A 25,274-nucleotide genomic window follows, 5' to 3' on the forward strand; every position below is an offset into this window, starting at 1 on the left:
CCAAACGGATTTACTACTGCATGCCGCTTCCCGCCGACCGCCCCGCTGCCTTCCTGAACGACCGGTGGTTTCTGCTGCTCGGCATCCCGACGCTGGCCTTGCTGGTGCTGCTGCCGCGGGGGCTGCTGCAGGTGCCCTCCGTGCCAGAGGCGCTGGGCGCCTGGGTGGTGTCGCTGGGCATTACCACCACGTTCTGGCTGGCGGGCCGGCAGCTGTGGCGGCTGCTGCTCCGGCGGTTTCCGCGCGTCGAGCAGACCACGCGGCGGCTGTGGTGGCTGGCCGTCATCAACACGTCAATCACGGCCGTCGTCACGCTGGGCATCGGGCTGCTGGCGGCGTGGGCGCAGGGCGGGCAGCTCACGGGGCGCGGCTTCCTGGCGGAGTTCGGGCTGAATATGGTGCCCACGGTGGTAGTGCAGCTGATTTATGAGAGCTGGCACCTGTTTCAACAGTGGAAGCAGAATCTGCGCCGCGCCGAGCAGCTGCAGAGCGCCGGCATCCGAAGCCAGCTCGAAGCCCTGCAAAGCCAGCTCGACCCGCACTTCCTGTTCAACTCCCTGAACACGCTGTCGGCACTGGTGGAGCCCGAAAACGAAGCGGCGCAGCAGTTTCTGGAGCAGCTTTCGGATGTGTACCGCTACGTGCTGCTGGCCCGCGACAAGCCCACGGTGCCGCTCGGCGAGGAATTGGCCTTCGTGGATACCTACCTAGCCCTGCACAAAACCCGCTTCCGCGACAACCTGCGCGTAACCACCACCGTGCCGGCCACGCTGCACACCCGGCAGGTGGCGCCGCTGAGCGTGCAGCTGCTGGTGGAAAACGCCCTCAAGCACAACGTAGCCTCGCGTGAGCATGCGCTGGAGCTGCGCATTGGAGTGGATGCCGGGCAGCAATTTCTGGTGGTGGAAAACACGCTACGCCCCCGCACCGCCGGCCTCGCGCCCGGCACCGGCACCGGCCTGCGCAACGTGCGCCACCGCTACGAGCTGCTGCAGGCCGCCGCCCCCGTAACCGTATCAGCCGCCGACGGCTGGTTCCGGGTGCAGCTGCCGTTGTTGAATGGGTGATGAGGTGAAAAAGAACGTCATTCCGAGCATGTGGCGCATCAAGCCAGTGACGAGGAATCTCGCCAGAAGCTAATCCCCTTTCCTGGACTGATAGACTGAATCAGAAATTCTCCCACAATCCACCATATTACCGGATTACTAATCTGGCGAGATGCTTCGGCTCCGCCTCTGCATGACGTACCACATATCACCCAAAAAAATGACCGTTCTGCTGCTTGAAGACGAATACCCGGCGGCCGAGCGGCTGCAGCGGCAGCTGCTGCAGGCCGCGCCCGAAGCCCAGGTGCTGGCCTTGCTCGACAGCGTGGCGGCCACCCTGCAATGGCTGGACAACAACCCCGCGCCCGACCTGATTCTGAGCGACATCCAGTTGGCCGACGGCCTCAGCCTGGAGGTGTTCGAGCAGGCCGTGGTGCGCAGCCCGGTCATCTTCACAACGGCCTACGACGCTTACGCCATCCGGGCCTTCCGGGCGAATAGCGTGGATTACCTGCTGAAGCCGGTGAAGCTGCTGGAGCTGCAGGCGGCACTGGCCAAGCTGCGCGAGTGGCGCACGGCCACCGCGCCCACCCCGCCGGCCCAGCGCCTGGAGCACCTCCTCGACAGTTTGCCGCGGGCCGAACGGCCGTACAAAACCCGCTTCCTGGTGCGCCACGGCGAGCAGCTGCTGCCCCTGCCCGCCACCCAGGTGGCCTGGTTCCAGAGCCGCCACGAAACCACCACCCTCGTAGCCCAGGACGGCCGCCGCTTCGTGGTCGACTACACGCTGGAGCAGCTGGAAAGCCTCCTCGACCCGCGCCAGTTTTTCCGCCTCAACCGCCAGTTTCTGGCCCAGCTGCCCGCAGTGCAACGCCTGCACCCGCACTTCAACGGCAAGCTGCTGCTGGAGCTGCACCCCGCCCCTAGCGAGGAAGTGCTGGTAAGCCGCGAGAAGGCTGGGGCGCTGAAGCAGTGGCTGGAGGGCTGAGTGCGCTGTCATTGCGAGGACGAAGGATGAAGCAATCCGTCCTCTCGTGGCAGACACTTTCCTCGCAGCAAAGCCCTCCGGCGCTAGTGTAACACTACTGCCGGAGGGCTTTGGGTTGAGGGTAGCTTAGAGCACGGAGAGGACAGATTGCTTCGTCCTTCGCCCTCACAATGACAGGCAATTTACCGATCCAGCCAGGCCTTGAACGTGCTTACTTTCTCGCGGCTTACCAGCACGGTGTCGTTGTCGGGTGGGGTGGGCTTGAGGACGGTTTGCAGGCGGGAGTTGGTGTAGTGGATGATGTCATGGATGGCGTCGGCGTGGGCCAGGTAGGCGCGGTTGAGGCGGAAGAATTCCAGCGGATCGAGCAGGCCTTCGAGCTGCTCCAGCGTGTAGTCGACCACGAACCGGCGGCCTTCGCGGGTATGCAGCAGCGTCACTTTTTCCAAGCTGGCGAAGTAGGCAATCTGCTCCACCGGAATGGCCTTGAGGTGCTCGCCCACCCGCACCACGAAGCGCGTTTTGTACTCCTTGGCGGGCTGGGTTTGCTGCAACACCCGCGCCAGCAGCGCCGCATCCAGCTGCGGTGTGGCGGCCTCGCGCTGGCGGTGCAGCTTGGCCAGGGCAGCCGTCAGCTCGTCGGCGTCGATGGGTTTGAGCAGGTAATCCACGCTGTTTACTTTGAAGGCCCGCAGCGCGTACTTGTCGTAGGCGGTGGTGAAGACCACCGGGCTGCGGATTTCCAGCCGCTCAAACAGCTCGAAGCTGAGCCCGTCGGCCAGATGGATGTCCAGAAACAGCACGTCGGGCGCGGGCTGCACGGTGCGCAGCAGCGCCTCCGCCTCGGCCACCGACTCGGCCGTGCCCACCACCTCTACGGGCTGGGCTTGCTTGTTGAGAAGCCCAATCAGGCGGTTGGCCGCCAGCGGCTCGTCTTCGATAATCAGGGCGCGTAGGGGTGTTGGCATAGGCGAAAGTAAACAGGTAAAACCTGTTGTAAGCATAATTGCGCGGTGTAAAGACGCAATACGTTGCGTGTCGTCGTTGCGGGTAGCGTATGAATCGGTTTAGACACTGCCCGCCAGTAGCGCGAACTTTGCAGTTCGCGCCCCCGCACCGTTATAGCCATCCGAACGGCGCGGGGACGCGAACTACAAAGTTCACGCTACTGCGCTACTGGCCGCGCTACGTCAGCTCCAGCAGCGGCAGCGTCACCACAAATTCGGTGTCGGTTTTCTCGATTAGCACGGGCTGGCTGGTCAGGAACTGGTAGCGGGCCTGCAGGTTGGCCAAACCCAGGCCCGTCGATTCGCCGTCGGGCACGCGGCGGTAGCGCAGGGCGTTGCGCACCACCAGCTGCCGGGCCGCTACGTCCAGCGTGAGGCTGAGGCGCAACGGGTCGCGCTGGGAAGTGGCGTTGTGTTTGAGAGCGTTTTCGAGCAGCAGCTGGACGGCTAGCGGCGGCACCAGCAGCGCGTCCAGGTCGGCGGCAGGCGGCAGGCTGATGTCCACCTGCAGGCCCTCGCCGAGACGGGTTTGCTGCAGATACACGTAGGATTCCACGAACCGCATTTCCTCGCGCAGCGGCACCACTTCCTGCTCCTGCGAGTCGAGCACGTAACGGTATACCTGGGCCAGCTGCCGCACGAAGCGCGTGGCGCGGGCCGGGTCGTGGTCTTCGATGAGCGAGGTGAGGGCGTTCAGCGAGTTGAACAGAAAGTGCGGGTCCACCTGCCGGCGCAACGAATCGAGGCGGGCCACGGCGTTTTCCTTTTCCACCCGCTCCACCCGGATAGCGGCCTCGCGCCAGCCCATCAGAAACGAGCGGCTGTGCATAAACAGCGACACCACCACCGTAATCAGCAGCGGAATAACGAAGGGCCGCCAGGTAAGCGAGCTGAGCGGCCGGTGGTGGTAGAACACCAGAAAGCCACCGGTCACAAGCAGAATCACGAGCAGTGACATCACCACCGACAGTAGCAGCGTAATCAGGAAGCGGCGGAACGGGTGCAACGTCCAGTCGACGCGGCGGTTCAGCCACTCGCTGGGAAAGCCGTTGGCCAGCCACAGGCCGGTGGTGTAGCAGAAGTTGTAGCCGAACGTGACCAGAAAATCCTCGCTCAGCAGCGGGCACTCAGAGCAGAACGTAAATGACAGCACCAGCGACATGGCCAGCATCAGCCCCAGCATCATCGCCCACTTGCGGTGGGGGTAGTATTGCCCCAGGTTGGCGAAGTGCCTGGCTGCCGGCGGCGGGGTGGCCGCTGTTTTCGGCGGCGCGGCAAAAGCGGATTCCAGCATAAGCTAAAGAGGCCTAAAGGCCGGTAGTACGAGCGAAAAGATACCACTTGTGCCGCGGATACCCGGCAGGCCACAGCCCGGCAGATATCCGCGGCACTGGCCGCCGGCTTACTTCACCGAGGCCGTTTCGTAGGCTTTCAGGCGGCCCAGCAGCTGCCGCTCGCCCCAGTTGGGGGCCGTGGCGGAAACCGGCGTGAAGGCGGCGTAACGCTTCTTGGCTTCCTCGTACAGCGGCTTGGCCACGTCGGCGCCGCCCCCGAACATGGCGGGCGTGTAGTACACGTTGTTGGCCTGCACCAGGTAGATGCGCGGGTTGGCGGCGTTCAGCTTCTTGGCCTGCTCCAGGGTGGCCGTCACCATGCCCGAGTACTTCATGGAGCGCAGCATCGGCGACACGCCCAGGCGGGCCTGATAGATGTAGGCCTGCAGCACCAGCAGCTCCGACTCGTCGCCGCCCAGCTTGCGGGCCTGGGCCAGGGCGGCTTCGGCTTGGTCGAGGTATTTGTCTTTGGTGTCGCCGTCTTCCTTGCTCTGGAAGCAGGTGATGAGGCGGGCGTAGGCCTGGTAGTAGCGGGGCAGCCAGTCTTTGCCGTTGACGGCAGCGGCGCGCTCTAGCTTGGCATCCACCTGCTTGAGCTGGGCTATGTCGCCGGTGCTCATCAGCTCCTTGATGGTCGCCGTCATCATGTCGGTGTAGGGGTCGTTGACAGCGGCAGTGGTAGCAGCGGCGGGCTTGGCGGCGGGCACCGTTTGAGCAGTGGCGGCGAAGCAGGCGGCAACGAGGGCGAGGGTGAACAGCGACTTTTTCATGACAGGAAAATGGTTTGTGGTGGTTGAGTGATTCAAAGGTGGGCGGCCCGGGGCGGCCCTGAAACTTGCCGTTACCGAAGCGTCGGATTTGACGGATGAAGCGTCGGTGGGGAACCTCACCCCAACCCCTCTCCAAAAGAGAGGGGCTCTAGTTTTAGCATCTAGAGGATAAAGACTAGAGACTAAGACTAGTCCCCCCTCTCATTTGGAGAGGGGGCTAGGGGGTGAGGTCACTCCGGCCGCTCGTTCACGTCGCCGGGGCTTTTCTTGTTGATGGAGATGAACACGCCCACGAACAGCATGCGCGGGGCGGTGGGCGTAATGGCCACGCGGCGGTACTGGCCGGTAGCGGCGTCGGGCGTGGTGGCGTAGCGGTAGCCGAACACGTTGGGGCGGCCCAACACGTTGGAGGCCGACACGTGTACGACCGTGAACTGGCCGAACAGCCGCGTGAGGTAGCTGGCGTTGAGGCTCAGGTCCTGGTAAGTGGGCAGCACGCCCTGGTTGTAGCCGTCCTGGTTGGGGTCGTGGTAGCGGCGGGAGCTGCCGTAGCTCCAGGTGGCCCCGAAGAGCGTGGTCAGCTTGGGCACCCAGTATTTCCCCACCACCGACACGTTGTGCTTGGCGGCAAACGTAGGCACGGCCGACACGGGGTCCTGGCGGTACTGGCGGCGGGTGTCGAGCAACCCGTAGCTCACCCAGTACTCCAGGTATTTCACCGTTTTCCGGTCGCGCCACAGCACGTCGAGGCCGCGGGCGTAGCCGGTGCCGTCGTTGTTGTAATCAGCGGGGTTGCGGGGGTTGCGGCCGTCGAAGCGGGTGAGGTGGGCGTAGGTTTTGTGGTAAGCTTCGGTTTGCAGCAGGCGGCCGTTGTGGTTGTACTGGTAGGTGAGCACGGCGTGCTGGGCCTGCTCGAAGCGCAGCCGGGGCTGCACGAGCAGCAGCGTGTTGTCGGGCGTCTGGTAGAAGCGGCCGTAGGCGCCTGACACGGAGCTATGCTCGGTGGTCTGGTAGGCCAGCGCCAGGCGCGGCGCGGCGTTGGCCAGCCCCAGCAGCGCCGAGTACTCGGCCCGGCCGCCCACCCGGCCGGCCAGCCGGTCGGTCAGCTGAAAGTCAGTTTCCACGAAAGCGGCCGTGCGCTGCTCCGTGAAGCTGGTTTGGTAGCTAAGCGCCGCCGTAGCGTGCGGCTGATAGGTTTGCGTGACGCGCTGGCCCACGCCTTCCAGGCCCAGCTTCAGGTTCCAGCGGGTGCCCACCGAGTCGTTGGTGAGCACCACCCGGCCCACCACGGCCTGCTCCAGGGTGCGCAGGCGCAGCGTGTCGGGCTGCAGGTCTTTGTCGTCGCGGCTCAGGGCCACGCCAATCTGGATGCTCCAGCCGTGGCGCAGGGGGCTGCGGAAGGTGGTGTTGAGGTAGGCGTTGTGGTTTTGCAGCGCTATCTGCTGGCGGCCGGCGGGCTCGGGGCTGGGCTGCCCGATAACGAAGCGCTGCCCGCTCCAGGTGCCGTACGCTTTCAGCATGCCGGCCTGGCCGGTGCGGTGGCTGAGCTTCACGGAGCCGCTGCTGCCGCGCGGGGCCTGCACCCAGTCCACGTTCTGCGGCAGCAGGCCCATGTAGGGCGTCAGGTTGGTGTAGTCGCCGGAGAAGTCCAGCGAAGTCCGCTCCCAGCGCTTGGTGCGCGAAGCCCCCACGAACACCGACGACACCGACACGCCGGTCTGGGTTTCAGCGGCCAAATCGGTGGAGTTCAGCTGCAGCACTCCCGACAGCGCCTGCCCATACAGCGCCGAATAGCCGCCGGTGCTGAATACCGTACCCCGGAACAGCGTGGGCGCAAACCGCCCGCGGGCCGGCACTGCGGGCACCGAGCCGGCGTAGAAGTTCTGCACCAGCAGGCCGTCGAGGTACACTTTGGTTTCGTTGGCAGCCCCGCCGCGCACAAACAGCTGGCCCTCCTCCCCTACTTTGGTGGTGCCGGGCAGCGTGTTGAGAGCCGCGGCCACGTCGGAGAGGGCGCCGGCGGTGGTTTGCACGTCGCGGGTGTTGAGGGCGGCGCTGCGGTGCTCGTCGCTGGCCTCGAAGGCGCCGGCCGTCACCACCACCGAGCCCAGAGCGTGCGGGGTGCCTTTCATTTTCAGGGCGAGGCGTACCGGCTGCCCATTGAGCGCCACGGGTAGCTCCTGGGGCTGGTAGCCCAGCAAGCTCAGCACCAGCACGGCCGCCCCGGTCTGCCGGGTCTCAAACCGAAACGCGCCCACCGAGTCGGTGCTGGCGCCATCGAAGGTGCCGCGCAGAAACACGTTCACGCCCGGCAACGCGCCCCCCGACGCGTCGCGGACGGTGCCGGAAAGCGTGGTGGCAGACTGAGCCAGCAAAGGCAGGCCGGAGGCGAGGAGCAGCAGCAGCGCGAGTAGCAGACGTTTCATGGGAGTAGCGGCGAAGTGATGCTCAAAAGTGAGCACCCGCCGCAGCCCAGGAAACTTGCCGTTACCGAAGCGTCGGATTAGGCGGATGAAGCGTTGGGAAACGGGAAGAATCTGCTTGCGGCAAGGTCGCGGGCATTGCTATCCGCACAGCTGAATGCCTGCCTGCACCATTAGCGCCCTCCCGCCGTAGGCTCCACATCAAGCTGTTTTTTTGATTTATCCGACGCGGTTTTGTGCGCGTCAACGCTTTATATTTGAAGCAGTTCAAAGACTTCGTTCCTACTGTTTTATCCTTGACTATTATCCGTTGCTGATGCGCTTGTTTAATCCTACTGCCAGCGTTGCCAAGGGCGACCAGCTAACTCCCGGCTGGCTGAAATCGGGCTGGCTGTATCTGCTGCTGCTGCCGGCCCTGGTGTGGGGGTTCTCTTCGCTGTCGGTGGAGCGGAGCGTGGCCTCCGTACTGCTCACGGTGTTTACCGTGGGGCTGGGTCATTCCATCGGGCTGCACCGCGGCATCATTCACCGCTCCTACCGCTGCTCGCGGCTGTTGCGCGGGGTACTCGCTTACTGTTTCGTGCACTCAGGCCTGGGCGGGCCGCTCTCTTGGGTGCGGGTGCACTACTTCCGCGACTACTGGCAAAACCGCCCCGACTGCCCCGCCTACTTCCGCTACGACCATTCCATATGGCAGGACTACGCCTGGAACCTGCACCTGGCGTTGCGGCCCGCCGATGAAGCCCGTTACGCTATTCCTGCCGAAGACCTGCACGACCCGTGGCTGCGCTTTCTGGAGCGTACCTGGTACTGGCACGTGCTGGGCGCAGCGGCCCTGATCTGGAGCGTATTCAGCTTCGAGGCCATGATTGTCTGCGTGTGCGTGCGGATCAGCGTTACCATCCTGGGGCACTGGTTTGTGGGCTTCGTATCACACAAATACGGCTACGCCCGCTATGATATTGACCAGGCTACCGAGCATGGCTACAACAACTTCGTTTTGGGCGCACTGTCCTTCGGCGAAGGCTTCCACAACAACCATCACGCCCACCCCAGCTCCGCCAAAATGAGCACCGCCTGGTACGAACTGGACCTTGGCTGGTACCTGATTGCCACGCTGCGGGCTCTGGGGTTGGTCTGGGACGTACAAGTGGTGGGCCAGACGCCGACCCAGAAGCCTCAGGCCAAAGCCCGCGCCTACCGCTGGCACTGGCCTTGGCAAGAGTAAGGCTGCCTACAATTACTACAAACCAAGCCATTATGCTGCTTTCCTGTCTTCGGAAGTGGCACAGTGGCTTTTTCTATGCCGAGGGCCTGCGGCTAACCGGAATTCATTCAGCAATTGAAACGAGTACAGTCAGCATACAGGCGGGTACACCCTACCGAATCACCCGGAAAATCAGCAGCAGAATAATCCCCACAATACCTACCAGCGCGGCCAGAAACAGGTAGTCGGCGAGACGCTCGGCCCGCTGCTCTTTGGCGCGGTCGGCAGTGCGGATGGAGAGGAACGAGAGCAGGCACGAAAACGCGAACAGCAACGCAATGAGCGAGGTAAACTCGTCGATGAGGCTGCTGGTGGCGCTGTTGGTGATGTGCAGCGAGGTGATGACGAACAGGCAAAAGCCCAGCAGATTGGCGGACGTGGGCAGAATATGTTGCGACGTGGTATTGGCCATAGACCAGCAATCTGGCGTTTTTGCGGCGTATTTCCGTGCCTGACAGGGTACGGCGGTTGCGGGCCCGGGCTACTACCTTCGGGGCCGCTAAAGTATCCGGCGGCTTGGGCCGACTACCAAGTTGGCGGCCACGGGCGCCGCTTCCCCGTATTCTGTGCGTATGCGTATTTCTTGGAAACTGATTGGGCGGCTGACCGCCAGTATTGTGGCGCTGCTGCTGGTGGCGGGCGTGGCCTTCGCCAACCTGAGCCCGCAGCTGGGCGGCTCGCCCTCCAAAGCTCAAAAGGCCGCCTACGCGCAGTCGGGGCACTACATGGATGGCGAGTTCCGCAACCTGGTGCCCACTGAGCTGATGACCGGCGGCAGCACGTTTTCGGCGCTATGGAAATTCGTATTCGGGAGCAAGCCCGCCAACGTACAGCCGCCCGCGCCGCTGCCCACTCGCCCGCTCGATTCGCTCAGTATCGTGCGCAAGCCGGCCGGGCTACTGCGCGCCACTTGGTTCGGGCACTCGGCCAGCTTGGTGGAAATAGCCGGCAAAAACATCCTCTTCGACCCCATGCTGAGCGTGAAAATGGGCCCGCTGCCGCTCGTCACGCCCAAGCGCTACAACCCCAACCTGGCCATCACGGCCGAGCAGCTGCCAGCCGTTGATGCGGTGCTGATTTCGCACGACCACTACGACCACCTCGACTACGAAACCATCCGGAAGCTGCGCGACAAGGTGGCGGGCTTCTACGTGCCGCTGGGCGTGGGTGCGCACCTGCTGGCCTGGGGCGTGGCACCGGCCCGCGTGCACGAGCTGGACTGGAACGACTCGGTGCAGCTGCCCGGCGGCCTCACCATCATCAGCACGCCGGCGCGCCATTTTTCGGGTCGGGGCCTCACCAACCGCAACTCCACTTCCTGGAGCTCTTGGGTGCTCAAAACCCCTTCGCAGCGCGTGTTCTACAGCGGCGACGGCGGCTACGGCCCGCACTTCAAAACCATCGGCCAGCAGCACGGCCCCTTCGACCTGGCTCTGATGGAGTGCGGCCAGTACGACGACCAATGGGCCCAAATCCACATGAAACCCGAGCAGACCGTGCAGGCCACGCTGGACGTGCGCGGCCGGGTGCTGCTACCAGTGCATTGGGGCGCTTTCACCGAGGCCAACCACGCCTGGAACGAGCCCGTGCGCCGCGCCTCCGCCGAAGCTGCCCGCCTACTGCTGCCCATCACCACGCCCGAGTTGGGACAGCCCGTCACGCCAGGCGCGGGTGCGCTGCCGCAGGTGCAATGGTGGCAGTAGCTGGCAGGCACAAACTATATAAAGCCCCAAAGCGGAAGGCAACCACTAGGTTCACCTTCCGCTTTGGGGCTTTATAGCGCTGGTTGCCGCAGAAAATGGCAGCTTCGGTGAATGGCGCTACAGGTTGTTCTGCTGGTTGCGGCGGGCTTCTTCCTGAGCCGCCCGCTCGGCCTTTTTCTTGTCGCGACGGTTGCCGATGACGGCGCCGCCCACAGCACCGGCGGCGCCGCCCAATACGGCCCCGCCCGTGCCACCTACGGCACCACCTACTACAGCCCCGCCGGCGCCGCCAATGGCCGCGCCGGTGCCGCGGCTGGTAGAACAATCCGTGAACAGAAAGCAGGCCGCAGCCACGAAAGCAAAACGTATAGTTCTCATGATTTCTTTGATTTCAGGTAGAAAATGATGCTTCCCGGCTGGGAAGGTGTCTCCGTAAAAACGGCCGTTGCAGGGAGTGGTTGGGGAAAGCAAAAATTATGTACCTACATTACTTAGCCTACCACAACGGCTAGCCTCCCTACCTTTGCCCCATGACCCTTACCTGGACCACCCTCCCCTTCGACCTGCTTTCCGTGCCCCAGCTCTACGCCTTGCTGCAGCTGCGCAGCGAGGTATTTGTAGTAGAGCAGACCTGCGCCTTCCAGGACATCGACGGGCAGGACCAGGCCGCCACCCACCTGCTGGGCTATACCGAAACCGGCGAGCTGGCCGCCTACGCCCGCCTGTTTGGGGCCGGCATCAGCTACCCCGAGGCCAGCATCGGGCGGGTGGTGGTCAGCCCGAAGTTCCGGCGCTACGGGCTGGGCCGCGAGCTGCTGCATCAGGCCATTGGCGCCGTCGAGCAGCTGTTCGGGGCCCAGCCCATCCAGATTGGGGCGCAGCTGTATCTGCAGGCGTTTTATGAGAGCTTCGGGTTTCGGCAGGTGGGCGAGGGCTACCTCGAAGACGGCATCCCGCACATCCACATGGTGCGCGCCTGAGCTGGCAGATTGGGCGGTATCGGGCTGATTGTGCCGCCAATGCTTACCTTACTGTGGAGCTTTTATAACCGCTGGCTTTGCGTCTATATTTGCCGGCTTGCTGCCGCCCGCAGCAGCCGTATTTCTGCTTCCCGTTTTTTCATCTGCCTGCTGCATGGCTTCTGCATTTCCGGTCGACTACCAACAGCTTTTCCGGGCCCTGCCCGAGAACTTTCTGCTTATTGCTCCCGACGCGGAGGCCACCATCGTGGACAATACGGATAGCCACGCGGCCGTGTCGCTGAAAAGCCGGGACGAGGTAGTGGGCAAGCCGCTTTTTGAGGCCTATCCGGCCACCAACGAAGAATCGGCTGCCATTATGCAGGATTCGCACGAGCACGTGCGGCAGCACCTGCAGCCCCACACCATGCCCCTGATCCGCTACGACCTGGAGCGGCCCGCAGCCCAGGGCGGTGGCCTGCAGGAGCTCTACTGGCAGGCCACGCACTACCCGATTCTGGACGAGCAGGGCCGGCTGCAGTTCATTCTGCAACGCACCCAGGACGTAACCGAGCAGCACCTGGCGGCCCGGGAAGCCACCCGCGTAGCCCAGGAACTGGCCGAAACCCAGCAGCGCAACACCTTCATTCTGGAAAACCTGCCGGTGATGGTGTGGACCAACCGCGCCGACGGCACGCCTGACTACTACAATCCGCGCTGGGAAAACTTCACGGGCCTGACGCTGGCGGCCAACGCCGAGTGGCAGGAAACGCCCGGTCTGATTCATCCGGACGATGCCGAGCGGATTGCGACGGAGGTAAGCCAGGCCGTGGGCGCCGGCCACGAATACCAACTGGAATTCCGGCTGCGCCGCCACGACGGGCAGTACCGCTGGGTGCTGGCCCGCAACGTGCCCCGCCACAACGAGCAGGGCGAGCTGGTGATGTGGGTAGGCAGCGGCACCGACATTCACGACCAAAAGCTGCTGGTGCAGGAGCTGCTGGAAACCAACGAGCAGCAGGCCCTGCTGTCTGAGCAGACCTACCAAGCCCAGCGCCAAGCCCAATACCAGCGCGAAAGCCTATACGACCTGTTTATGCAGGCCCCCGCCCTGATTTCCCTGGCCCGGGGCCCCGAGCATCGGCACGAGTTCGTGAACCCGCCCTACCAGGCTCTGTTTCCGGGCCGGGAGCTGCTGGGCCGGAGCGTGGCCGAGGTGATTCCGGAAGCGGAAAACCAGGGCTTCATTGCGATTCTCGACCAGGTGTATCAGTCGGGAGAACCCTTTTTCGGGCAGGAAGTACCGTTTTTGGTGTCAGATCCACAGACCGGCGACAGTACCGAGCGATTCTTCAATGTAACCTATCAGCCAGTGCGCGAAAACGGGCAGGTAGTGGGCATTTCGCATTTCTCCTACGACGTAACCGAGCTGGTGCTGGCGCGCCGGGCGCTGGCTGACTTCCGCTCCGGGGCGCAGTAAGCCTGTCTTTCTTTAGTATTCGGACTACTACTCCCCACGGCGGCCATGGACATAACCAACCTCGACTTTCAGCAGGCCCGCATCAAGCAGGTGCTGTTTAAGTCGCGCCTGCGCTCCGTGCTCTACGGAGTGCGCGAGGCGGATGACGCGCTGTTTTCGATGCGCGAAAACCCGCTGGGCGAGTGGCTCCACACCATTGTGAAGCCCAAATACAGCGCCCACCCGGAGGTGCGCGAAATTGAGCGGGTGCTGCAGCAGATGCTCATGGCCGGCCAGACGCTGGTGCGCCAGTACCAGCGCGGCCAGCTCGAAGAATCGCGCACCGGCCTAGAGCAGATTGACGGCTACGCCGAGCAGATTGTAGCACTGCTACAGAAGATGGAGCGCGCTTCGGCTTAGTTGTCAGTTGTCAGTTGTCAGTTGTCAGTTGTCAGATTGAAAATACGCTGACAACGAGCAACTAACCACTTACCTCAGTCCGCCTTCCCAAGGTGCCAGGGCGGCCTGGTGCTCGGCGTACACGCGGCGCACCAGCACAGAATCGGGCTGCGTGACCAGGTACAGGCGGGTGCCCCGCTCCCGCGCAAACGGATCGGTGATTTCGCCTACCTGCCGCATGGACTGGCAGTGCGCAGCCACGCCGGCGGGCTCGTCATCCTCGACTAGCAGCAGATACGGCCACGGCTGCGCGGGGCGCGCCGGAAACCAGTATAGGTAGGAGCCATTGAAGCTGTGGGCGGCCGGCAGCGGCCGGTGGCGGTTGAAGTAGTTGATGGCGCCGGCCTGGCCGTAGTTGTCGCACTTGATGAGGGTGCGGGCGCGGGTGGCGGCGGGCAGCGTCTGGTACACCTGCCACACCTAGTCGGCCAGTTCCTGCCAGCCCAGCATGTCGGCGTAGTCTTGCGGCAGCACGTGCTCCACGCCGTCTTCCCAGCGCGTGAGGCCCAGGCTCTGGTAGTTCTGGCCGATGTGGCGCATGTAGGCCGGCGGGTAGAGCGTGAACAGAAACGGCAGCAGCGGCAGCATGGTCAGCACGGGCAGGGCCAGCAGCGCCGGCCGCCACGCGCGCGGATGCCAGCGGCGCGCCACCCACTGCTCCAGCCACACCGCCCCAAATGGCAGCAGCACCGGGTAGTAGCCGAGGCTGTAGTAGCTTTTGCCGTGCAGCACCGTCAGGATCAGCAGCCCCGCCACCCACAGCCAGCCCACCACCCGAAACCGCCGGAACTGGTGCGCCCGCAGCAGCGCCAGCAGCCCCGCGCCCCACACCCACACCACCGGAAAGCACATCAGCAGTTGATCTTTCCAGAAACCGGCCGCCGACACGTGCACCAGCTGCGAGTCGTGGAGCAGGGCCATGTGGTGCCGGAACGGAACGCCGTGCAGCAGCTGCCACCCCAGATTCGGGAGCCAGAGCAGCAGCGCCAGCGCGGCCCCGCCCCACAGGTGGCGGCTGGCCAGCACATGCCGCTGAGGCGACACCAGCAGCGCCACCCCCAGCGCGGCCACATAAAACAGCGTGGTGTACTTGTTCAGCAGCCCCAGCCCGACGGCCGCGCCCAAGACGTAGAGGTAGCCGGACCGATGGGTTTGCAGGTGCCGCACCAGCGCGTAGCCGGCCGCTGTGAAAGCCAGCACCTCAAAGGCGTTGGGCTGAAACAGGAAATTGAGCCGCGCATACGCCGCCACCATGTAGCCGATGCTGGCCAGCGCCACCGCCCAGGCGCCGCCGCCCAGCTTCAGCACCAGCCGCCCCAGCAGCAGCACCGTGAGGCTGCCCCACAAAATCGGCCAGAGCTTCACCCACACCCAGCCGCCGCCCAGCGCCAGCGTCAGCCAGCTTTGCAGGGCCGTGAGCGGCGGCACCTCCAGGTAGCCCCAAGCCAGATGCCGGCCGTAGTCGAGGCAGAGGTACTCGTCGCGGTGCAGCTCGTAGGCCCGGCTGGCCAACCCGTAGCCCGACACGAACTTGAGCAAAGCCAGCAACGGCGGCAGCAAACGGCGGGAAGGTTTCATCCCTCAATATAACTCACTGATAACCGGAAGACTACCGTACGGCCGCTACAGCGGCTGCGGCAGCCGGATGTGGCGCAGGTACTCGCTCAGGCCGCCGGAGTGCTGAAACAGGTGAATGAACAGCAGATGGTCCTCACCTTGCACCCGCCACTCCTCCGCGTAGAAGTCGCCGAGGGCCAGCAGCCGCAGCACGAAGCTGTCCTCACGCCGCTCAGCCAAGAAGTGGCCGTGCTGCCGGAGCAGTTCGGCCTGCTGGCCCATGGGAAGCTTTTTGAAGACGCGCAGATTCATGTAGTGCCGGGCAAATCCGAAGATACGAAGTTGGGGGAATGAGGTGAGTCGTGGTGATGAGGTGACAGGTAAAGAAAGAACGTCATTCCGAGCGGAGCGAGGAATCTCGCCAGCGTAGTAATTCCCCAAAAACACGGTCGACTGAGAAAAATTCGGGTGTCGCCCGAGAAAGGTCATCTGGCTCCCCATCTCCATGGGAGAGGGTGCCGGGGGGTGAGGCCCACGCGAGATGCTTCGACTGCGCCTCTGCATGACGTTCTCCCCTCATCCCCCCATCACTTCATCACCTCATCACTTCACATCCCCTCCCACCTTACCTTCGCGGCATGAAAACGATACGCTTCCCGCATCCGCTGGTGCTACTGGTGGGGTTTATTCTGCTGGCCTGCCTGCTGAGCTACGTGCTGCCAACCGGCGTGTTCAGCCGCCACCCTGATGCCGCCACCGGCCGCGACGTGGTGGTAGCCGGCTCCTACCACCGCGTGCCCGCCACGCCCGTCAGCCCCCTGCAGGCCATCGTGGACATTCCGAAAGGCATGGTGGATGCCGCTTCGGTCATTTTTCTGGTGTTTCTGGCCGGCGGCGCCTTCACGGTTGTGGACCAGACCGGCGCCCTGCGTAGCGGCGTCGACTGGCTGCTGCGCCGGTTTCAGGGCCGCGAGGCCGTCGTGATTCCCATCATTTCGGTGCTGTTTGCCACCATGGGTGCCCTCGAAAACATGCAGGAGGAGATAGTGCCGCTGATTCCGGTGCTGCTGATTCTGATGCGGCGCATCGGCTACCCGGCCCTCACGGCGGCGGCCGTCAGCATCGGCTCGGCGGCGGTGGGCGCGGCGTTCAGCCCCCTCAATCCGTTTCAGGTGGGCATTGCCCAAAAGCTGGCGCAGCTGCCGCTGCTGTCGGGCGGAGGCTTCCGGCTAGCGTTTCTGGTGGTGGCGCTGGCCATCTGGATTGCGGGCACCGTGCGCTACGCCCTGCGCCACCGCGTGCAGCCCGAAACCAGCGCCGCCGCCGACCCGGCCGCGCTGGCAGAAGGCCGCAACCACGGCCTGGTACTGCTGCTGCTGTTCGCGGCCTTCGCCTTCTTCGCCTACGGCGTGCTCAAGCTGGGCTGGGATTTCGAGCAGATGGCGGCCCTGTTTTTCGGGCTGGGCGTAGTGGCCGGCCTCATCGGCGGCTTGGGTTTCACGGGCACGGCCGAAGGCTTTTTAGCCGGCTTCCGCGACATTGCCTTCTCGGCGCTGCTCATCGGGTTTGCCCGCGCCATTTTCGTGGTGCTGGAACAGGGCCAGATCGTGGATACCATCGTCAATGCGCTGTCAGCGCCGCTGGCGGGGCTGCCGGTTACGCTGTCGGCCCTGGGCATGATGGGCGTGCACACGGCCCTGCACCTGCCCGTGCCCAGCGTGAGTGGCCAGGCCGTGCTCACCATGCCGCTGCTGGTGCCCCTCTCCGACCTCATCGGCCTCTCGCGCCAGGTGACGGTGCTGGCCTACCAGTACGGCGCCGGCCTCTGCGAGCTGATTACGCCCACCAACGGCGCCCTCATGGCCATAGTGGCGGCCTGCGGCGTGCGCTTCGACCAGTGGTGGAAGTTCGTGCTGCCGCTCTACCTGCTCCTGCTGGCCCTAGGCGCCACCGCCGTGATGGTGGGCATTGCCGTGGGGCTGTAGCAACGGCCAGCGGCGCTGTCATTGCGAGGACGAAGGACGAAGCAATCCTTCCTCTCGTGGCAGACACTTCCCTTACAGCAAAGCCCTCCGGCGCTAGTGTACTACACTACTGCCGGAGGGCTTTCCACTTAATTTACCTTTTGCGCTTGGAGAGGAAGGATTGCTTCGCTCCGCTCGCAATGACAGTGGCAGCAATGACAGCCACCTGCTTAATCCGGCCGTAGTTCGTCGGCGCGGAAGATGCGGGGCAGCTTGCGCTTGCGCTCCACAATCTGGTAGCTGGCCGTGTCCGACTGCTCATCCCAGAATACGTCGCTCACTACGCCGAAGTGGCGGTAGCGGCCGGGCTCGGGCTGCACTTCCTCCACGGCATCGCCGAAGCTGAAGGCCGGGCGGCGCAGGTGCAGCTCCCGGAATAGCTCGGGCCGCACCAGAAACTGCTGCTCGTCGTAGCGCAGCGTAATCCACTCGCCCTCTTCGTCTTCGGCAATTTTCTCGAACAGCTTGCCCACCGGTTCCAGCCACTCAAACGAGCGGCGGTTGGCGGGGTGAATGTAGCGGAAGCCGTAGTCGGGCGTCCAGGGGTACAGGCCGTAGATGACGGGTTTGGGTCGGGGCACTTGTAGAGAATGAAAGGCTGATTGGGTATGGAATGAACAACCGTCCAAAGGTAAAGGCTCCCGCACAATCACCCTACGCCCCTGATTTCTCTTCGCCTGCATCCACCCGCCAACCCGAAACCGGCTCTGAGCGCTTAGTTTTTCACCACCCGCCGCACAAACGTACCGCCGGCGGCGTAGCGCACTTTCAGCACGTAGGCCCCGGCAGGCAGCGCGGCAATATCCAAGCTCAGCGTTGCCTCATTCACCAAAACCGGCCAGCTCATCACCACGCGGCCCAGGGCGTCGTGCAGCGCTACCTGCTCGGGGCGGCTGGCGGCGTCGAGGCGCAGGTGCAGCTGGTCGTGAGCCGGAATAGGCCACGCCTCGGTGCGCGGCGCCTGCCGCGAGGCGCCGGCATTCAGCACGTTGGCATCGAGCAGCCGGGCCAAGGCGTAGTTGGGCTGATTGCTGCCTATGGGCGAAAACTGGCCGCCCACCAACAGGGCGCCACCGGGCTGCACGGCCAGCGCCAGCACCAGATCATCGGGACCCAGCGGCGAGCTGAACGAGGCGTCGGTGCTGCCGTCGGGCAGCAGGCGCACCAGACCCGACGTGTTGGCGTTGGGGCTGAAGACTGTTCCGCCCACCAGAATGCGGTTATTGGGCTGAATGGCCGCCGCGTTCAGCACCACGATATTGCCCGCAATGGCGGCGCTGAAGCTGGGATCGGGGATGCCGGTGGCAGACAACCGGGCTACCGAGCTGGCCGGAACCCCGCCCAGCTGATCGAAATAGCCGAACACCAGCAGCCGGCCATCGGGGTAGCGGCGCAGGCCGTTAATGGAAAAGGACTGACTGCCCGACGCCACGGCCGCGAAGGACGGATCGGGGCTGCCGTTGGGGAGCAGCCGCTGCACTGCCGGATTCTGGTAGCTACCCACCACAATGCGGCCATCGGGCTGCACCAGCAGGGCCGAAGGGCTGAAGTTGGATGGCGGCTGAAACGAATTGTCGATGCTGCCATTGGGCAGCAGCCGCTGAAACGAGCGGAACGTAGTGCCGGAGCTACCCGGCACCACCAGATTGCCCGCTACCAGCACCGCACCATCGGGCTGCAGCGCCAGGCTGGTGATAAAGTTGGTATTCAAACCCGCAATGCGGGCCAGTGGGGACACAAAGCCGGCGTCGCGCATGCCGGAGCTTTCCACCCGCACCAACGACGTGACCGGCTGGCCGGCGTAGGCGGAAAACCGGCCGGCCACCAGGGCTTTGCCATCGGGCTGCAGCGCCACCTCCGTCGGGTAGCCCTGCGTGATAATGCTGGCGGCGGTATAGGCGGCATCCACGCTTCCATTGGCTTGCAGGCGGGCAAGGCCACGCGCGGCACTACCGTTGATTTCCGAAAAAGCCCCCACTACCAGCAGTTTCCCGTCGGGCTGCTGCGCAAAGTCCTCCACCTGCCCGGCTGTCTGCAGGACAGGGATGGGAAAGGTGGTATCGAGGGCGCCAGTGGAAAGCAGCTGGTTTACGCCGGCCGGCACCGCCGATGCCGGCCCGCCCAGCACCTGAGGCGTACTTCCAACCAGCACCTGCCCCCCGGCCAGCAGCTGCAGTGAGTACACTGCTATAACGTTCTCCGGCGTGGCGGACACGCTCCAGGTGGGGTCGAGGGCGCCGGTGGCCGTGAAGCGGAGCACATGGCCGGGCGGCGGCGAACCACCCCCAAAAGCCGCCAGAATCTTGCCATCGGGCTGCACCAGCAGCGTGGCCGGTCCACCCGAGAAGGCTGGGCGGACACCATAGTTTACCCCGGTGAAAGTGTTGTCGAAGGCACCCGTGGCAGTGAAGCGCACCAGCGCCTGGTTTACGCCGGGCACCAGGTAGGTGCCGTTGAACGTAGCCGCCAGAATCCGGCCGTCGGGCTGCACGGCCACCGAGCCCACGAGGGCAGTAGAGGTGGTAACGGGCGCGAACGTCAGGTCGAGGGTACCATCGGCGTTGAAGCGCGCCAGGCCGCTACGGGCCCGCCCGGCGGCCGTCCGAAACGAGCCGCCTACTACCAGCTTGCCATCGGCGGGCTGGCGCGCCACTACCGGCCCGAAGCCGCTCAGCGTCAGGCCGCCGGCCGTATTGGCCACAAATGGCTGGTCGAGGCTGCCGTCTTCGTTCAGGCGCAGGATACCGGCGGCGGCTTGTCCGGCGTAGTTGCTGAAGTTGCCGGCTACCACCACCTTCCCGTCGGGCTGCACCTGCACCGACGATACGCGGTTCAGGGAGCTGGGCTGCGCCCGAAACGCCGGGTCGGGCAGGCCCGACGGCAGCAGCCGCACCATGCCGTAGTGCACCTGCCCGTTCAGCGTAGCCGGCCCAAACAGCGTGACAAACACGCGCCCGCCCCCGGCGTCGGTGAGGCCCTGCGGCGCCCAGGTGTAATCGGCAATGTTCAGCGCAAACGTCGCGTCGGGAGTGCCCGCCGCCGAGTAGCGCAGCAACGACTGCAGGGTTTTCACCCCGTCGGCCCGCACCAGTTCGCTGCCCAGCACCAGCCGCTCGCCGGTGCTGAGCTGCAGTGCCTGAAGCGCCGTGGCGGGCTGGTAGATCTGCATGGGCCCGTAGCTGGTATCCACCTGGGTCTGGGCGCGGAGCCTGCCGAAGGGCAGTAGCAGCAGCCAGCACATCAGCCATACACGAGGCCGGGTCAATAATCGGGAAGTAAATATTGCATTCATAGGGTATTGGAAGTAAGGATGATGGATGAATCGTAAGTAAAGCCAGTGCTTCGGTATAAGCAGAGCCTGTATGCCCGCAAAAGGTGGCATTGCACTTCTAAAAATCAGCGAACTGCTGGTACGCTTGGCGTATAATCACCGCGGCATAAACCCGCTACCGGCAGCACCAGGCCGCTGCTGACGCTACCAAGCCGAGGCCGGAGCAGCTTCACGCGTCCTGCTTACTGCCGGGACTGTCGTTCGGGCCCTGTTGTGCATGGGTTCCCCGCGCCGCGTGTGCCAGCAACTGGTCGCGGTGCGCGGCGCCGTCGTGCACCTGCGCGAAGGACAACAGGCGCGGCTCGCCGGCCACCGTATGCACCACGGCGTCGGTGGCCCCGACGGGTTCCACGCGCGTCAGCTGGTCCCAGCGGAAGTCAAACCGGCGGCGAAACGGGTGCAGCCGCCCGCTGAAGCCGGCTTCGTGCAGGTGCAGAAACCGCCGCCGGTGCAGCTGCGCCAGCCCGAAGGCCATCAGACCATACCACACGGCCACCGCCCAGTACAGCCACGGCAGCACGTGCAGGCGGTGCACGCCCGTGCGCAAGGCCGTTTCGTGGTGGCGGTGCCAGATGTGGTAGCCTTCCAAGGCCAGGATACCGGCGGCGGCCAGCTCCAGCCAGGCTATTTTCTCGTGGTGGGCCACGCCGTGGCGCCGCAATTGCCGCAGCTCGCGCAGCAGCAGTAGCACGTAGGCAGCGCCCACGGCCACTTCCAGCCCCAGCAGTGGCGTCAGCGTTTCCTCGCCCACCAGCACGTCCCACAAACCGCTGAACAGGATTAGTGCGGGCAGCAAATGGGAAAACCCGCGCAGCCGCTCAATCCGGCCCCGGTTTTTGTGGTAGAGCGTAACCGGACCGGACGTATCGGGAGTGTTCATAGCCTCTAAGCACGCATTTTTTCCGCAGTCTGCCAGCCTGTTCCAGCCTGGCCATCTGGCACTCTGTACGGCGCCTTAGCTGCTTACCATCAATTATTTACAAGCCATCATATAACCCCAGCTCTATTTATAGAGTTTAACCCCCGCACTCTCCCCTGCTGTGCTGATTCCTTTCCTGCTTATCATGTCTACGATTTCTTCTTTGCCTACCTCCACGCTGCAAGCCGGCATGGGGGCTATTCCACACGACCACGGCACCACGTTCCGCGTGTGGGCACCGGCCGCTACTGCCGTTTCGGTGGTGGGGCCACTCAACGACTGGGATGCCACCACGCACCCGCTGCAGCACGAAGCCGACGGCTACTGGGCCGCCGATTTTCCGGACCTGCCGGCCGGTACCGAGTACAAGTTCGAGCTGACCACGCCCACCGGCCAGCTCCGCAAAAACGACCCCTACGCCCGCCAGGTGACACACTCGGCCGGCAACTCCATCGTGCCCGACCACGGCTTCGACTGGGAAGACGACCAGTTTGAGATGCCGGCCTGGAACTCGCTGGTAATCTATGAGCTGCACGTGGGCACCTTCAACGTGAAAAACCCCGACCAGCCCGGCACCTTCCTCGACGTGATTGAGAAGCTGGACTACCTGCGCGAACTGGGCATCAACGCCATTGAAATCATGCCGCCCACCGAGTTTCCGGGCGGCCGCAGCTGGGGCTACAACCCCTCGCACCCGTTTGCGCTGGAAACCGAGTACGGCGGGCCGCAGGCATTCAAGGAGCTGGTGAAACAGGCCCACCGCCACGGCATTGCCGTGATTCTGGACGTGGTGTACAACCACTTCGGGCCCGGTGACCTAGACTTGTGGCAGTTTGACGGCTGGCAGGAAAACGACGGCGGCGGCATCTACTTCTACAACGACTGGCGCGCAGAAACGCCCTGGGGCCACAACCGCCCCGACTACGGCCGCGACGCCGTGCGGGCCTACATCCGTGACAACGCCCTGATGTGGCTGGAAGACTACCGCGTGGACGGCCTGCGCTGCGACTCCATCTCGCACATCCGCAACGTAGACGGCGCCTCCGACCCCTCGCGCGACCTGCCCGACGGCTGGAGTCTGATGAAGTGGATCAACGAGGAAGTACAGCGGCACATGCCCTGGAAAATCATGATTGCCGAGGATCTGCAGGGCAACGAGTACATCACGCGCCGCCCCGAAGACGGCGGCCAGGGCTTCTCCAGCCAGTGGGACGCGGCCTTCGTCAACATCATCCGCGACGCGCTAGTGACGCCCAACGACGCCGACCGCGACATGCCCCACGTGGCCGAAACCCTCACCGGCGTGTACAACGGCGATGCCTTCCAGCGCATCATCTACACCGAAAGCCACGACGAGGTAGCCAACGGCAAGAGCCGCGTGACCGAGGAAATCATGCCTGGCGATGCCCACACTTGGTTTCCGAAGAAGCGCGCCACCCTGGGCGCGGCGCTGGTGTTCACAGCCCCCGGTATCCCAATGATGTTTCAGGGCCAGGAGATGCTGGCCGACGGCTACTTCTCCGACGACCAGCCCCTGCAGTGGGAGCACGCCGAGCAGCACGCCGGCCTTGTACATCTCTACCGCGACCTGATCAAGCTGCGGCGCAACCTGGCCGGCCACACCCGCGGCCTGCTGGGCCAGCACACCGAGGTGCACCACCTAAACAACGACGACAAGACACTGGCCTTCATCCGCCGCGACCAGTCGGGCCCCGGCGACACCACCGTGGTACTCTGCAACTTCGCCGACCGCTCGCACGACAACTACACCATCGGGCTGCCGCGCGGTGGCACCTGGCGCGTGCGCTTCAATTCCGACTGGGCCGGCTACGACGAGGAGTTCGGCAACTTCGAGAGCCTCGACACACTGGCTGAACCCGGCATTTACGACGACCAGCCCTTCCACGCCTCGTTCGGGCTGGGCCCTTACTCGGTGCTGATTATTTCGCAGGAGCCGGCCTAACCGCCCTGGCTGACGCCTTCCCGGGAGGTCTGCAACGTGGCCCACGCCGCCTGCAGACCTCCCGACTTTTTTCTGGGTTTCCGGCCGCAGTGGCCACGGAAACTGCGTACCGTACCATATCTTTCCTGCCTGCACCCAATCCTGCCCGCTATGCAAGTTCCTGCTGCTGCCCCCGCCCCCCTCGCCCCCGATGCCCTGCTGGTAGAAGTGGCCTGGGAAGTCTGCAACCAGGTGGGCGGCATCTACACCGTAATCCGCAGCAAGGTGCCCGCCACCGTGCAGGGCTGGGAAGACCGCTACTGCCTGCTCGGGCCCTACTTCGCGCAGCAGGCCCAGAGCGAGTTTGAGCCTTACGACGACTACCAGCTTTCCACCCTCAGCGACCCGTTTGCCGGGGCCGTGCGCGAAATGCGCAAGCTCGGCTACGACGTGCACCTGGGCGTGTGGCTCGTGACGGGCCGTCCCCGGGTGGTGCTTATCAACCCCTACCAGGCCTACCCGCAGCTGGGCCAGATCAAGAGCGACCTGTGGCACCACCACGGCATCCCGACGCCCGACCACGACGACCTGCTGCACCAGGTGGAGGCGTTCGGGCATCTGGCCAAGATCTACCTGCAGACGCTGGCCGCCGAGGTGGTGCCGCCGCAGCGCGTGGTGGCCCACTTCCACGAGTGGATGACGGGCGTGGCCATTCCGGCGCTGCGCCGCGAGCAGACGCCGCTGCACATCGTGTTTACCACCCACGCCACGCTGCTGGGCCGCTACTTGGCCATGAACGACCCCAATTTCTACGAGCACCTGATGCTGGTGGACTGGGAAGCCGAGGCCAAGCGCTTTAACATCGAAACGGCCGTGCGCATTGAGCGCGCCGCCGCCCACGGCAGCCACGTGTTCACGACGGTGAGCGAGCTGACCGTGCGCGAGTGTATCTATCTGCTGGACCGAATTCCGGACGCGGTGCTGCCCAACGGCCTCAACATCGAGCGGTTTGTGGCCTTGCACGAGTTCCAGAACCTGCACCAGCAGTACAAGGCCAAGATTCACGAGTTCGTGATGGCGCACTTCTTCCAGAGCTACTCGTTTGATCTGGACAAGACGCTCTACCTGTTCACGAGTGGCCGCTACGAGTACCACAACAAAGGCTTCGACCTCACGCTGGAGGCGCTGGCCCGCCTCAACTACCGCCTGCAGCAAAGCGGGCTGGAAGGCAATGTGGTGATGTTCTTTATCACCAAGCGGCCGTTCCATAGCATCAACCCGCAGGTGCTGCAGAGCCGCGCCATCTTGGAAGAGGTGCAGGAAACCTGCGAGGCCATTGAGCGGCAGGTGGGCGAGCGGCTGTTCTACGCCGCCGCCGCCAGCCAGGACCACCGCCTGCCCGACCTCAGCAGCATGGTCGACGACTACTGGAAGCTGCGCTACCGCCGCACGCTGCAAAGCTGGAAAACCACCAACCTGCCCCCGGTCATCACCCACAACCTCGTCGATGATGCCAACGACGACATCCTCAACTTCGTGCGCGGCGCCAACCTGGTGAACAACCGCCACGACCGGGTGAAAATCGTGTACCACCCTGATTTCGTGTCGCCCACGTCGCCGCTGTTTGGCATGGAGTACGGGCAGTTTGTGCGGGGCTGCCATCTGGGCATCTTCCCCAGCTACTACGAGCCCTGGGGCTACACCCCGCTGGAGTGCGTGGCGCGCGGCGTACCGGCCATCACCTCCGATCTGTCGGGCTTCGGCGACTACGTGATGCAGAACGTGCCCCAGCACGAAGACAAAGGCATTTTTGTGGTGCAGCGCCAGGAAAAGAGCTTCGACGAGTCGGCCGAGGAGCTGACTGAGATGCTGTGGCAGTTTGTGCTGCTCAACCGCCGCGAGCGAATCATGCAGCGCAACAACGTGGAAAGCAACGCCGAAATCTTCGACTGGAAAAACCTACGCGTGTATTACGACCGCGCCTACACGCTGGCTCTGGAGCGGCAATAAGTGTTTGTGTTGCCATTCCCAAAACCTGGCCTCCCGTAGCGGAGGCCAGATTTTTTTTTTGGTCGATACCTGCTCG

Annotated in this window: 22 protein-coding genes; 10 read left to right on the forward strand and 12 right to left on the reverse strand. The window is 64.2% G+C overall.

All coding sequences use genetic code 11. The features are described from left to right. The first annotated feature begins 20 nt into the window (after window positions 1–20). Window positions 21–1,067, forward strand: coding sequence for a sensor histidine kinase (locus tag O9Z63_RS10845; RefSeq protein WP_270125222.1), 1,047 nt, complete (start codon window positions 21–23; stop codon window positions 1,065–1,067). Between the two features lie 199 nt (window positions 1,068–1,266). After that, a complete protein-coding gene (locus tag O9Z63_RS10850) occupies window positions 1,267–2,034 on the forward strand; it encodes a LytR/AlgR family response regulator transcription factor (RefSeq protein WP_270125223.1) in 768 nt (255 codons plus the stop codon). 182 nt (window positions 2,035–2,216) lie between these two features. Here O9Z63_RS10850 and O9Z63_RS10855 read toward each other — a convergent pair whose 3' ends face one another. The 4 genes from O9Z63_RS10855 to O9Z63_RS10870 all read right to left on the reverse strand — a co-directional run bounded on the left by O9Z63_RS10855 (window position 2,217) and on the right by O9Z63_RS10870 (window position 7,571). Beyond that, the gene (locus O9Z63_RS10855; protein WP_270125224.1) at window positions 2,217–3,002 is read right to left on the reverse strand and encodes a LytR/AlgR family response regulator transcription factor; all 786 of its coding nucleotides are present in this window, start codon (window positions 3,000–3,002) and stop codon (window positions 2,217–2,219) included. Between the two features lie 217 nt (window positions 3,003–3,219). Next, complete coding sequence (locus tag O9Z63_RS10860) at window positions 3,220–4,335, reverse strand: sensor histidine kinase (protein WP_270125225.1); 1,116 nt, start codon at window positions 4,333–4,335, stop codon at window positions 3,220–3,222. A 108-nt stretch (window positions 4,336–4,443) separates the two neighbouring features. Then, the gene (locus tag O9Z63_RS10865; RefSeq protein ID WP_270125226.1) at window positions 4,444–5,145 is read right to left on the reverse strand and encodes a hypothetical protein; all 702 of its coding nucleotides are present in this window, start codon (window positions 5,143–5,145) and stop codon (window positions 4,444–4,446) included. A 230-nt stretch (window positions 5,146–5,375) separates the two neighbouring features. Next, a complete protein-coding gene (locus tag O9Z63_RS10870) occupies window positions 5,376–7,571 on the reverse strand; it encodes a TonB-dependent receptor (RefSeq protein ID WP_270125227.1) in 2,196 nt (731 codons plus the stop codon). Between the two features lie 313 nt (window positions 7,572–7,884). Here O9Z63_RS10870 and O9Z63_RS10875 point away from each other — a divergent pair, with 313 nt between their 5' ends. Next, complete coding sequence (locus O9Z63_RS10875) at window positions 7,885–8,796, forward strand: fatty acid desaturase (RefSeq protein ID WP_270125229.1); 912 nt, start codon at window positions 7,885–7,887, stop codon at window positions 8,794–8,796. 151 nt (window positions 8,797–8,947) lie between these two features. Here the strand turns inward: O9Z63_RS10875 and O9Z63_RS10880 are convergent, their stop codons facing one another. Further along, a complete protein-coding gene (locus O9Z63_RS10880) occupies window positions 8,948–9,247 on the reverse strand; it encodes a hypothetical protein (protein WP_270125230.1) in 300 nt (99 codons plus the stop codon). 160 nt (window positions 9,248–9,407) lie between these two features. Between O9Z63_RS10880 and O9Z63_RS10885 the strand changes: the two genes are divergently transcribed. Then, the gene (locus O9Z63_RS10885) at window positions 9,408–10,538 is read left to right on the forward strand and encodes an MBL fold metallo-hydrolase (protein WP_270125231.1); all 1,131 of its coding nucleotides are present in this window, start codon (window positions 9,408–9,410) and stop codon (window positions 10,536–10,538) included. Between the two features lie 117 nt (window positions 10,539–10,655). Here the strand turns inward: O9Z63_RS10885 and O9Z63_RS10890 are convergent, their stop codons facing one another. Next, a complete protein-coding gene (locus O9Z63_RS10890) occupies window positions 10,656–10,916 on the reverse strand; it encodes a glycine zipper domain-containing protein (RefSeq protein ID WP_270125232.1) in 261 nt (86 codons plus the stop codon). 152 nt (window positions 10,917–11,068) lie between these two features. Here O9Z63_RS10890 and O9Z63_RS10895 point away from each other — a divergent pair, with 152 nt between their 5' ends. The 3 genes from O9Z63_RS10895 (at window position 11,069) to O9Z63_RS10905 (ending at window position 13,376) form a co-directional block, all read left to right on the forward strand. Further along, window positions 11,069–11,518 (forward strand): GNAT family N-acetyltransferase, encoded by a 450-nt coding sequence (locus O9Z63_RS10895; protein ID WP_270125233.1) that lies wholly within the window; start codon window positions 11,069–11,071, stop codon window positions 11,516–11,518. Between the two features lie 154 nt (window positions 11,519–11,672). Further along, on the forward strand, window positions 11,673–12,977 hold the full coding sequence (locus O9Z63_RS10900) for a PAS domain-containing protein (RefSeq protein WP_270125234.1): 1,305 nt from the start codon (window positions 11,673–11,675) through the stop codon (window positions 12,975–12,977). A 45-nt stretch (window positions 12,978–13,022) separates the two neighbouring features. Continuing rightward, a complete protein-coding gene (locus O9Z63_RS10905) occupies window positions 13,023–13,376 on the forward strand; it encodes a hypothetical protein (protein ID WP_270125236.1) in 354 nt (117 codons plus the stop codon). Between the two features lie 69 nt (window positions 13,377–13,445). On the opposite strand, the gene O9Z63_RS10910 is transcribed toward O9Z63_RS10905, so the two are convergent. Genes O9Z63_RS10910 through O9Z63_RS10920 form a run of 3 tightly spaced genes read right to left on the reverse strand, consistent with a single transcriptional unit; the run spans window position 13,446 to window position 15,284 of the window. Beyond that, the gene (locus O9Z63_RS10910; protein WP_270125237.1) at window positions 13,446–13,826 is read right to left on the reverse strand and encodes a hypothetical protein; all 381 of its coding nucleotides are present in this window, start codon (window positions 13,824–13,826) and stop codon (window positions 13,446–13,448) included. A 9-nt stretch (window positions 13,827–13,835) separates the two neighbouring features. Continuing rightward, on the reverse strand, window positions 13,836–14,993 hold the full coding sequence (locus tag O9Z63_RS10915; RefSeq protein ID WP_270125238.1) for a glycosyltransferase family 39 protein: 1,158 nt from the start codon (window positions 14,991–14,993) through the stop codon (window positions 13,836–13,838). A gap of 45 nt (window positions 14,994–15,038) precedes the next feature. Beyond that, window positions 15,039–15,284, reverse strand: coding sequence for a hypothetical protein (locus tag O9Z63_RS10920; RefSeq protein ID WP_270125239.1), 246 nt, complete (start codon window positions 15,282–15,284; stop codon window positions 15,039–15,041). Between the two features lie 326 nt (window positions 15,285–15,610). On the opposite strand from O9Z63_RS10920, the gene O9Z63_RS10925 reads away from it, so the two are divergent. Continuing rightward, entirely contained in the window at window positions 15,611–16,957 is a 1,347-nt protein-coding gene (locus O9Z63_RS10925; RefSeq protein WP_270125240.1) for a YfcC family protein, read from the forward strand. A 209-nt stretch (window positions 16,958–17,166) separates the two neighbouring features. Here the strand turns inward: O9Z63_RS10925 and O9Z63_RS10930 are convergent, their stop codons facing one another. The 3 genes from O9Z63_RS10930 to O9Z63_RS10940 form a co-directional block, all read right to left on the reverse strand. Continuing rightward, on the reverse strand, window positions 17,167–17,577 hold the full coding sequence (locus O9Z63_RS10930) for a DUF6960 family protein (RefSeq protein WP_270125242.1): 411 nt from the start codon (window positions 17,575–17,577) through the stop codon (window positions 17,167–17,169). 134 nt (window positions 17,578–17,711) lie between these two features. After that, window positions 17,712–20,288: a T9SS type A sorting domain-containing protein gene (locus O9Z63_RS10935; protein WP_270125243.1), complete on the reverse strand. Its 2,577-nt coding sequence runs from the start codon at window positions 20,286–20,288 to the stop codon at window positions 17,712–17,714. Window positions 20,289–20,496: 208 nt separating this feature from the next. Continuing rightward, window positions 20,497–21,207 (reverse strand): hypothetical protein, encoded by a 711-nt coding sequence (locus O9Z63_RS10940; protein ID WP_270125244.1) that lies wholly within the window; start codon window positions 21,205–21,207, stop codon window positions 20,497–20,499. Between the two features lie 184 nt (window positions 21,208–21,391). Here O9Z63_RS10940 and O9Z63_RS10945 point away from each other — a divergent pair, with 184 nt between their 5' ends. Together O9Z63_RS10945 and O9Z63_RS10950 are read left to right on the forward strand one after the other, a co-directional pair. Next, complete coding sequence (locus O9Z63_RS10945) at window positions 21,392–23,209, forward strand: alpha-amylase family glycosyl hydrolase (protein WP_270125246.1); 1,818 nt, start codon at window positions 21,392–21,394, stop codon at window positions 23,207–23,209. A 150-nt stretch (window positions 23,210–23,359) separates the two neighbouring features. Next, window positions 23,360–25,198: a glycosyltransferase gene (locus O9Z63_RS10950; protein ID WP_270125248.1), complete on the forward strand. Its 1,839-nt coding sequence runs from the start codon at window positions 23,360–23,362 to the stop codon at window positions 25,196–25,198. The last annotated feature ends 76 nt before the right edge of the window (window positions 25,199–25,274 follow it).

Source organism: Hymenobacter yonginensis (assembly GCF_027625995.1).
Taxonomy (GTDB): domain Bacteria; phylum Bacteroidota; class Bacteroidia; order Cytophagales; family Hymenobacteraceae; genus Hymenobacter; species Hymenobacter yonginensis.

Bases quoted from the DNA above. Each gene is read 5' to 3' on its own strand.
- O9Z63_RS10935 (WP_270125243.1), bottom strand. From the start codon at position 20,288: ATGAATGCAATATTTACTTCCCGATTATTGACCCGGCCTCGTGTATGG.
- O9Z63_RS10905 (WP_270125236.1), top strand. From the start codon at position 13,023: ATGGACATAACCAACCTCGACTTTCAGCAGGCCCGCATCAAGCAGGTG.
- O9Z63_RS10940 (WP_270125244.1), bottom strand. From the start codon at position 21,207: ATGAACACTCCCGATACGTCCGGTCCGGTTACGCTCTACCACAAAAAC.
- O9Z63_RS10950 (WP_270125248.1), top strand. From the start codon at position 23,360: ATGCAAGTTCCTGCTGCTGCCCCCGCCCCCCTCGCCCCCGATGCCCTG.
- O9Z63_RS10915 (WP_270125238.1), bottom strand. From the start codon at position 14,993: ATGAAACCTTCCCGCCGTTTGCTGCCGCCGTTGCTGGCTTTGCTCAAG.
- O9Z63_RS10865 (WP_270125226.1), bottom strand. From the start codon at position 5,145: ATGAAAAAGTCGCTGTTCACCCTCGCCCTCGTTGCCGCCTGCTTCGCC.
- O9Z63_RS10895 (WP_270125233.1), top strand. From the start codon at position 11,069: ATGACCCTTACCTGGACCACCCTCCCCTTCGACCTGCTTTCCGTGCCC.
- O9Z63_RS10870 (WP_270125227.1), bottom strand. From the start codon at position 7,571: ATGAAACGTCTGCTACTCGCGCTGCTGCTGCTCCTCGCCTCCGGCCTG.
- O9Z63_RS10845 (WP_270125222.1), top strand. From the start codon at position 21: ATGCCGCTTCCCGCCGACCGCCCCGCTGCCTTCCTGAACGACCGGTGG.
- O9Z63_RS10855 (WP_270125224.1), bottom strand. From the start codon at position 3,002: ATGCCAACACCCCTACGCGCCCTGATTATCGAAGACGAGCCGCTGGCG.
- O9Z63_RS10875 (WP_270125229.1), top strand. From the start codon at position 7,885: ATGCGCTTGTTTAATCCTACTGCCAGCGTTGCCAAGGGCGACCAGCTA.
- O9Z63_RS10850 (WP_270125223.1), top strand. From the start codon at position 1,267: ATGACCGTTCTGCTGCTTGAAGACGAATACCCGGCGGCCGAGCGGCTG.
- O9Z63_RS10920 (WP_270125239.1), bottom strand. From the start codon at position 15,284: ATGAATCTGCGCGTCTTCAAAAAGCTTCCCATGGGCCAGCAGGCCGAA.
- O9Z63_RS10925 (WP_270125240.1), top strand. From the start codon at position 15,611: ATGAAAACGATACGCTTCCCGCATCCGCTGGTGCTACTGGTGGGGTTT.
- O9Z63_RS10945 (WP_270125246.1), top strand. From the start codon at position 21,392: ATGTCTACGATTTCTTCTTTGCCTACCTCCACGCTGCAAGCCGGCATG.
- O9Z63_RS10860 (WP_270125225.1), bottom strand. From the start codon at position 4,335: ATGCTGGAATCCGCTTTTGCCGCGCCGCCGAAAACAGCGGCCACCCCG.
- O9Z63_RS10890 (WP_270125232.1), bottom strand. From the start codon at position 10,916: ATGAGAACTATACGTTTTGCTTTCGTGGCTGCGGCCTGCTTTCTGTTC.
- O9Z63_RS10900 (WP_270125234.1), top strand. From the start codon at position 11,673: ATGGCTTCTGCATTTCCGGTCGACTACCAACAGCTTTTCCGGGCCCTG.
- O9Z63_RS10880 (WP_270125230.1), bottom strand. From the start codon at position 9,247: ATGGCCAATACCACGTCGCAACATATTCTGCCCACGTCCGCCAATCTG.
- O9Z63_RS10885 (WP_270125231.1), top strand. From the start codon at position 9,408: ATGCGTATTTCTTGGAAACTGATTGGGCGGCTGACCGCCAGTATTGTG.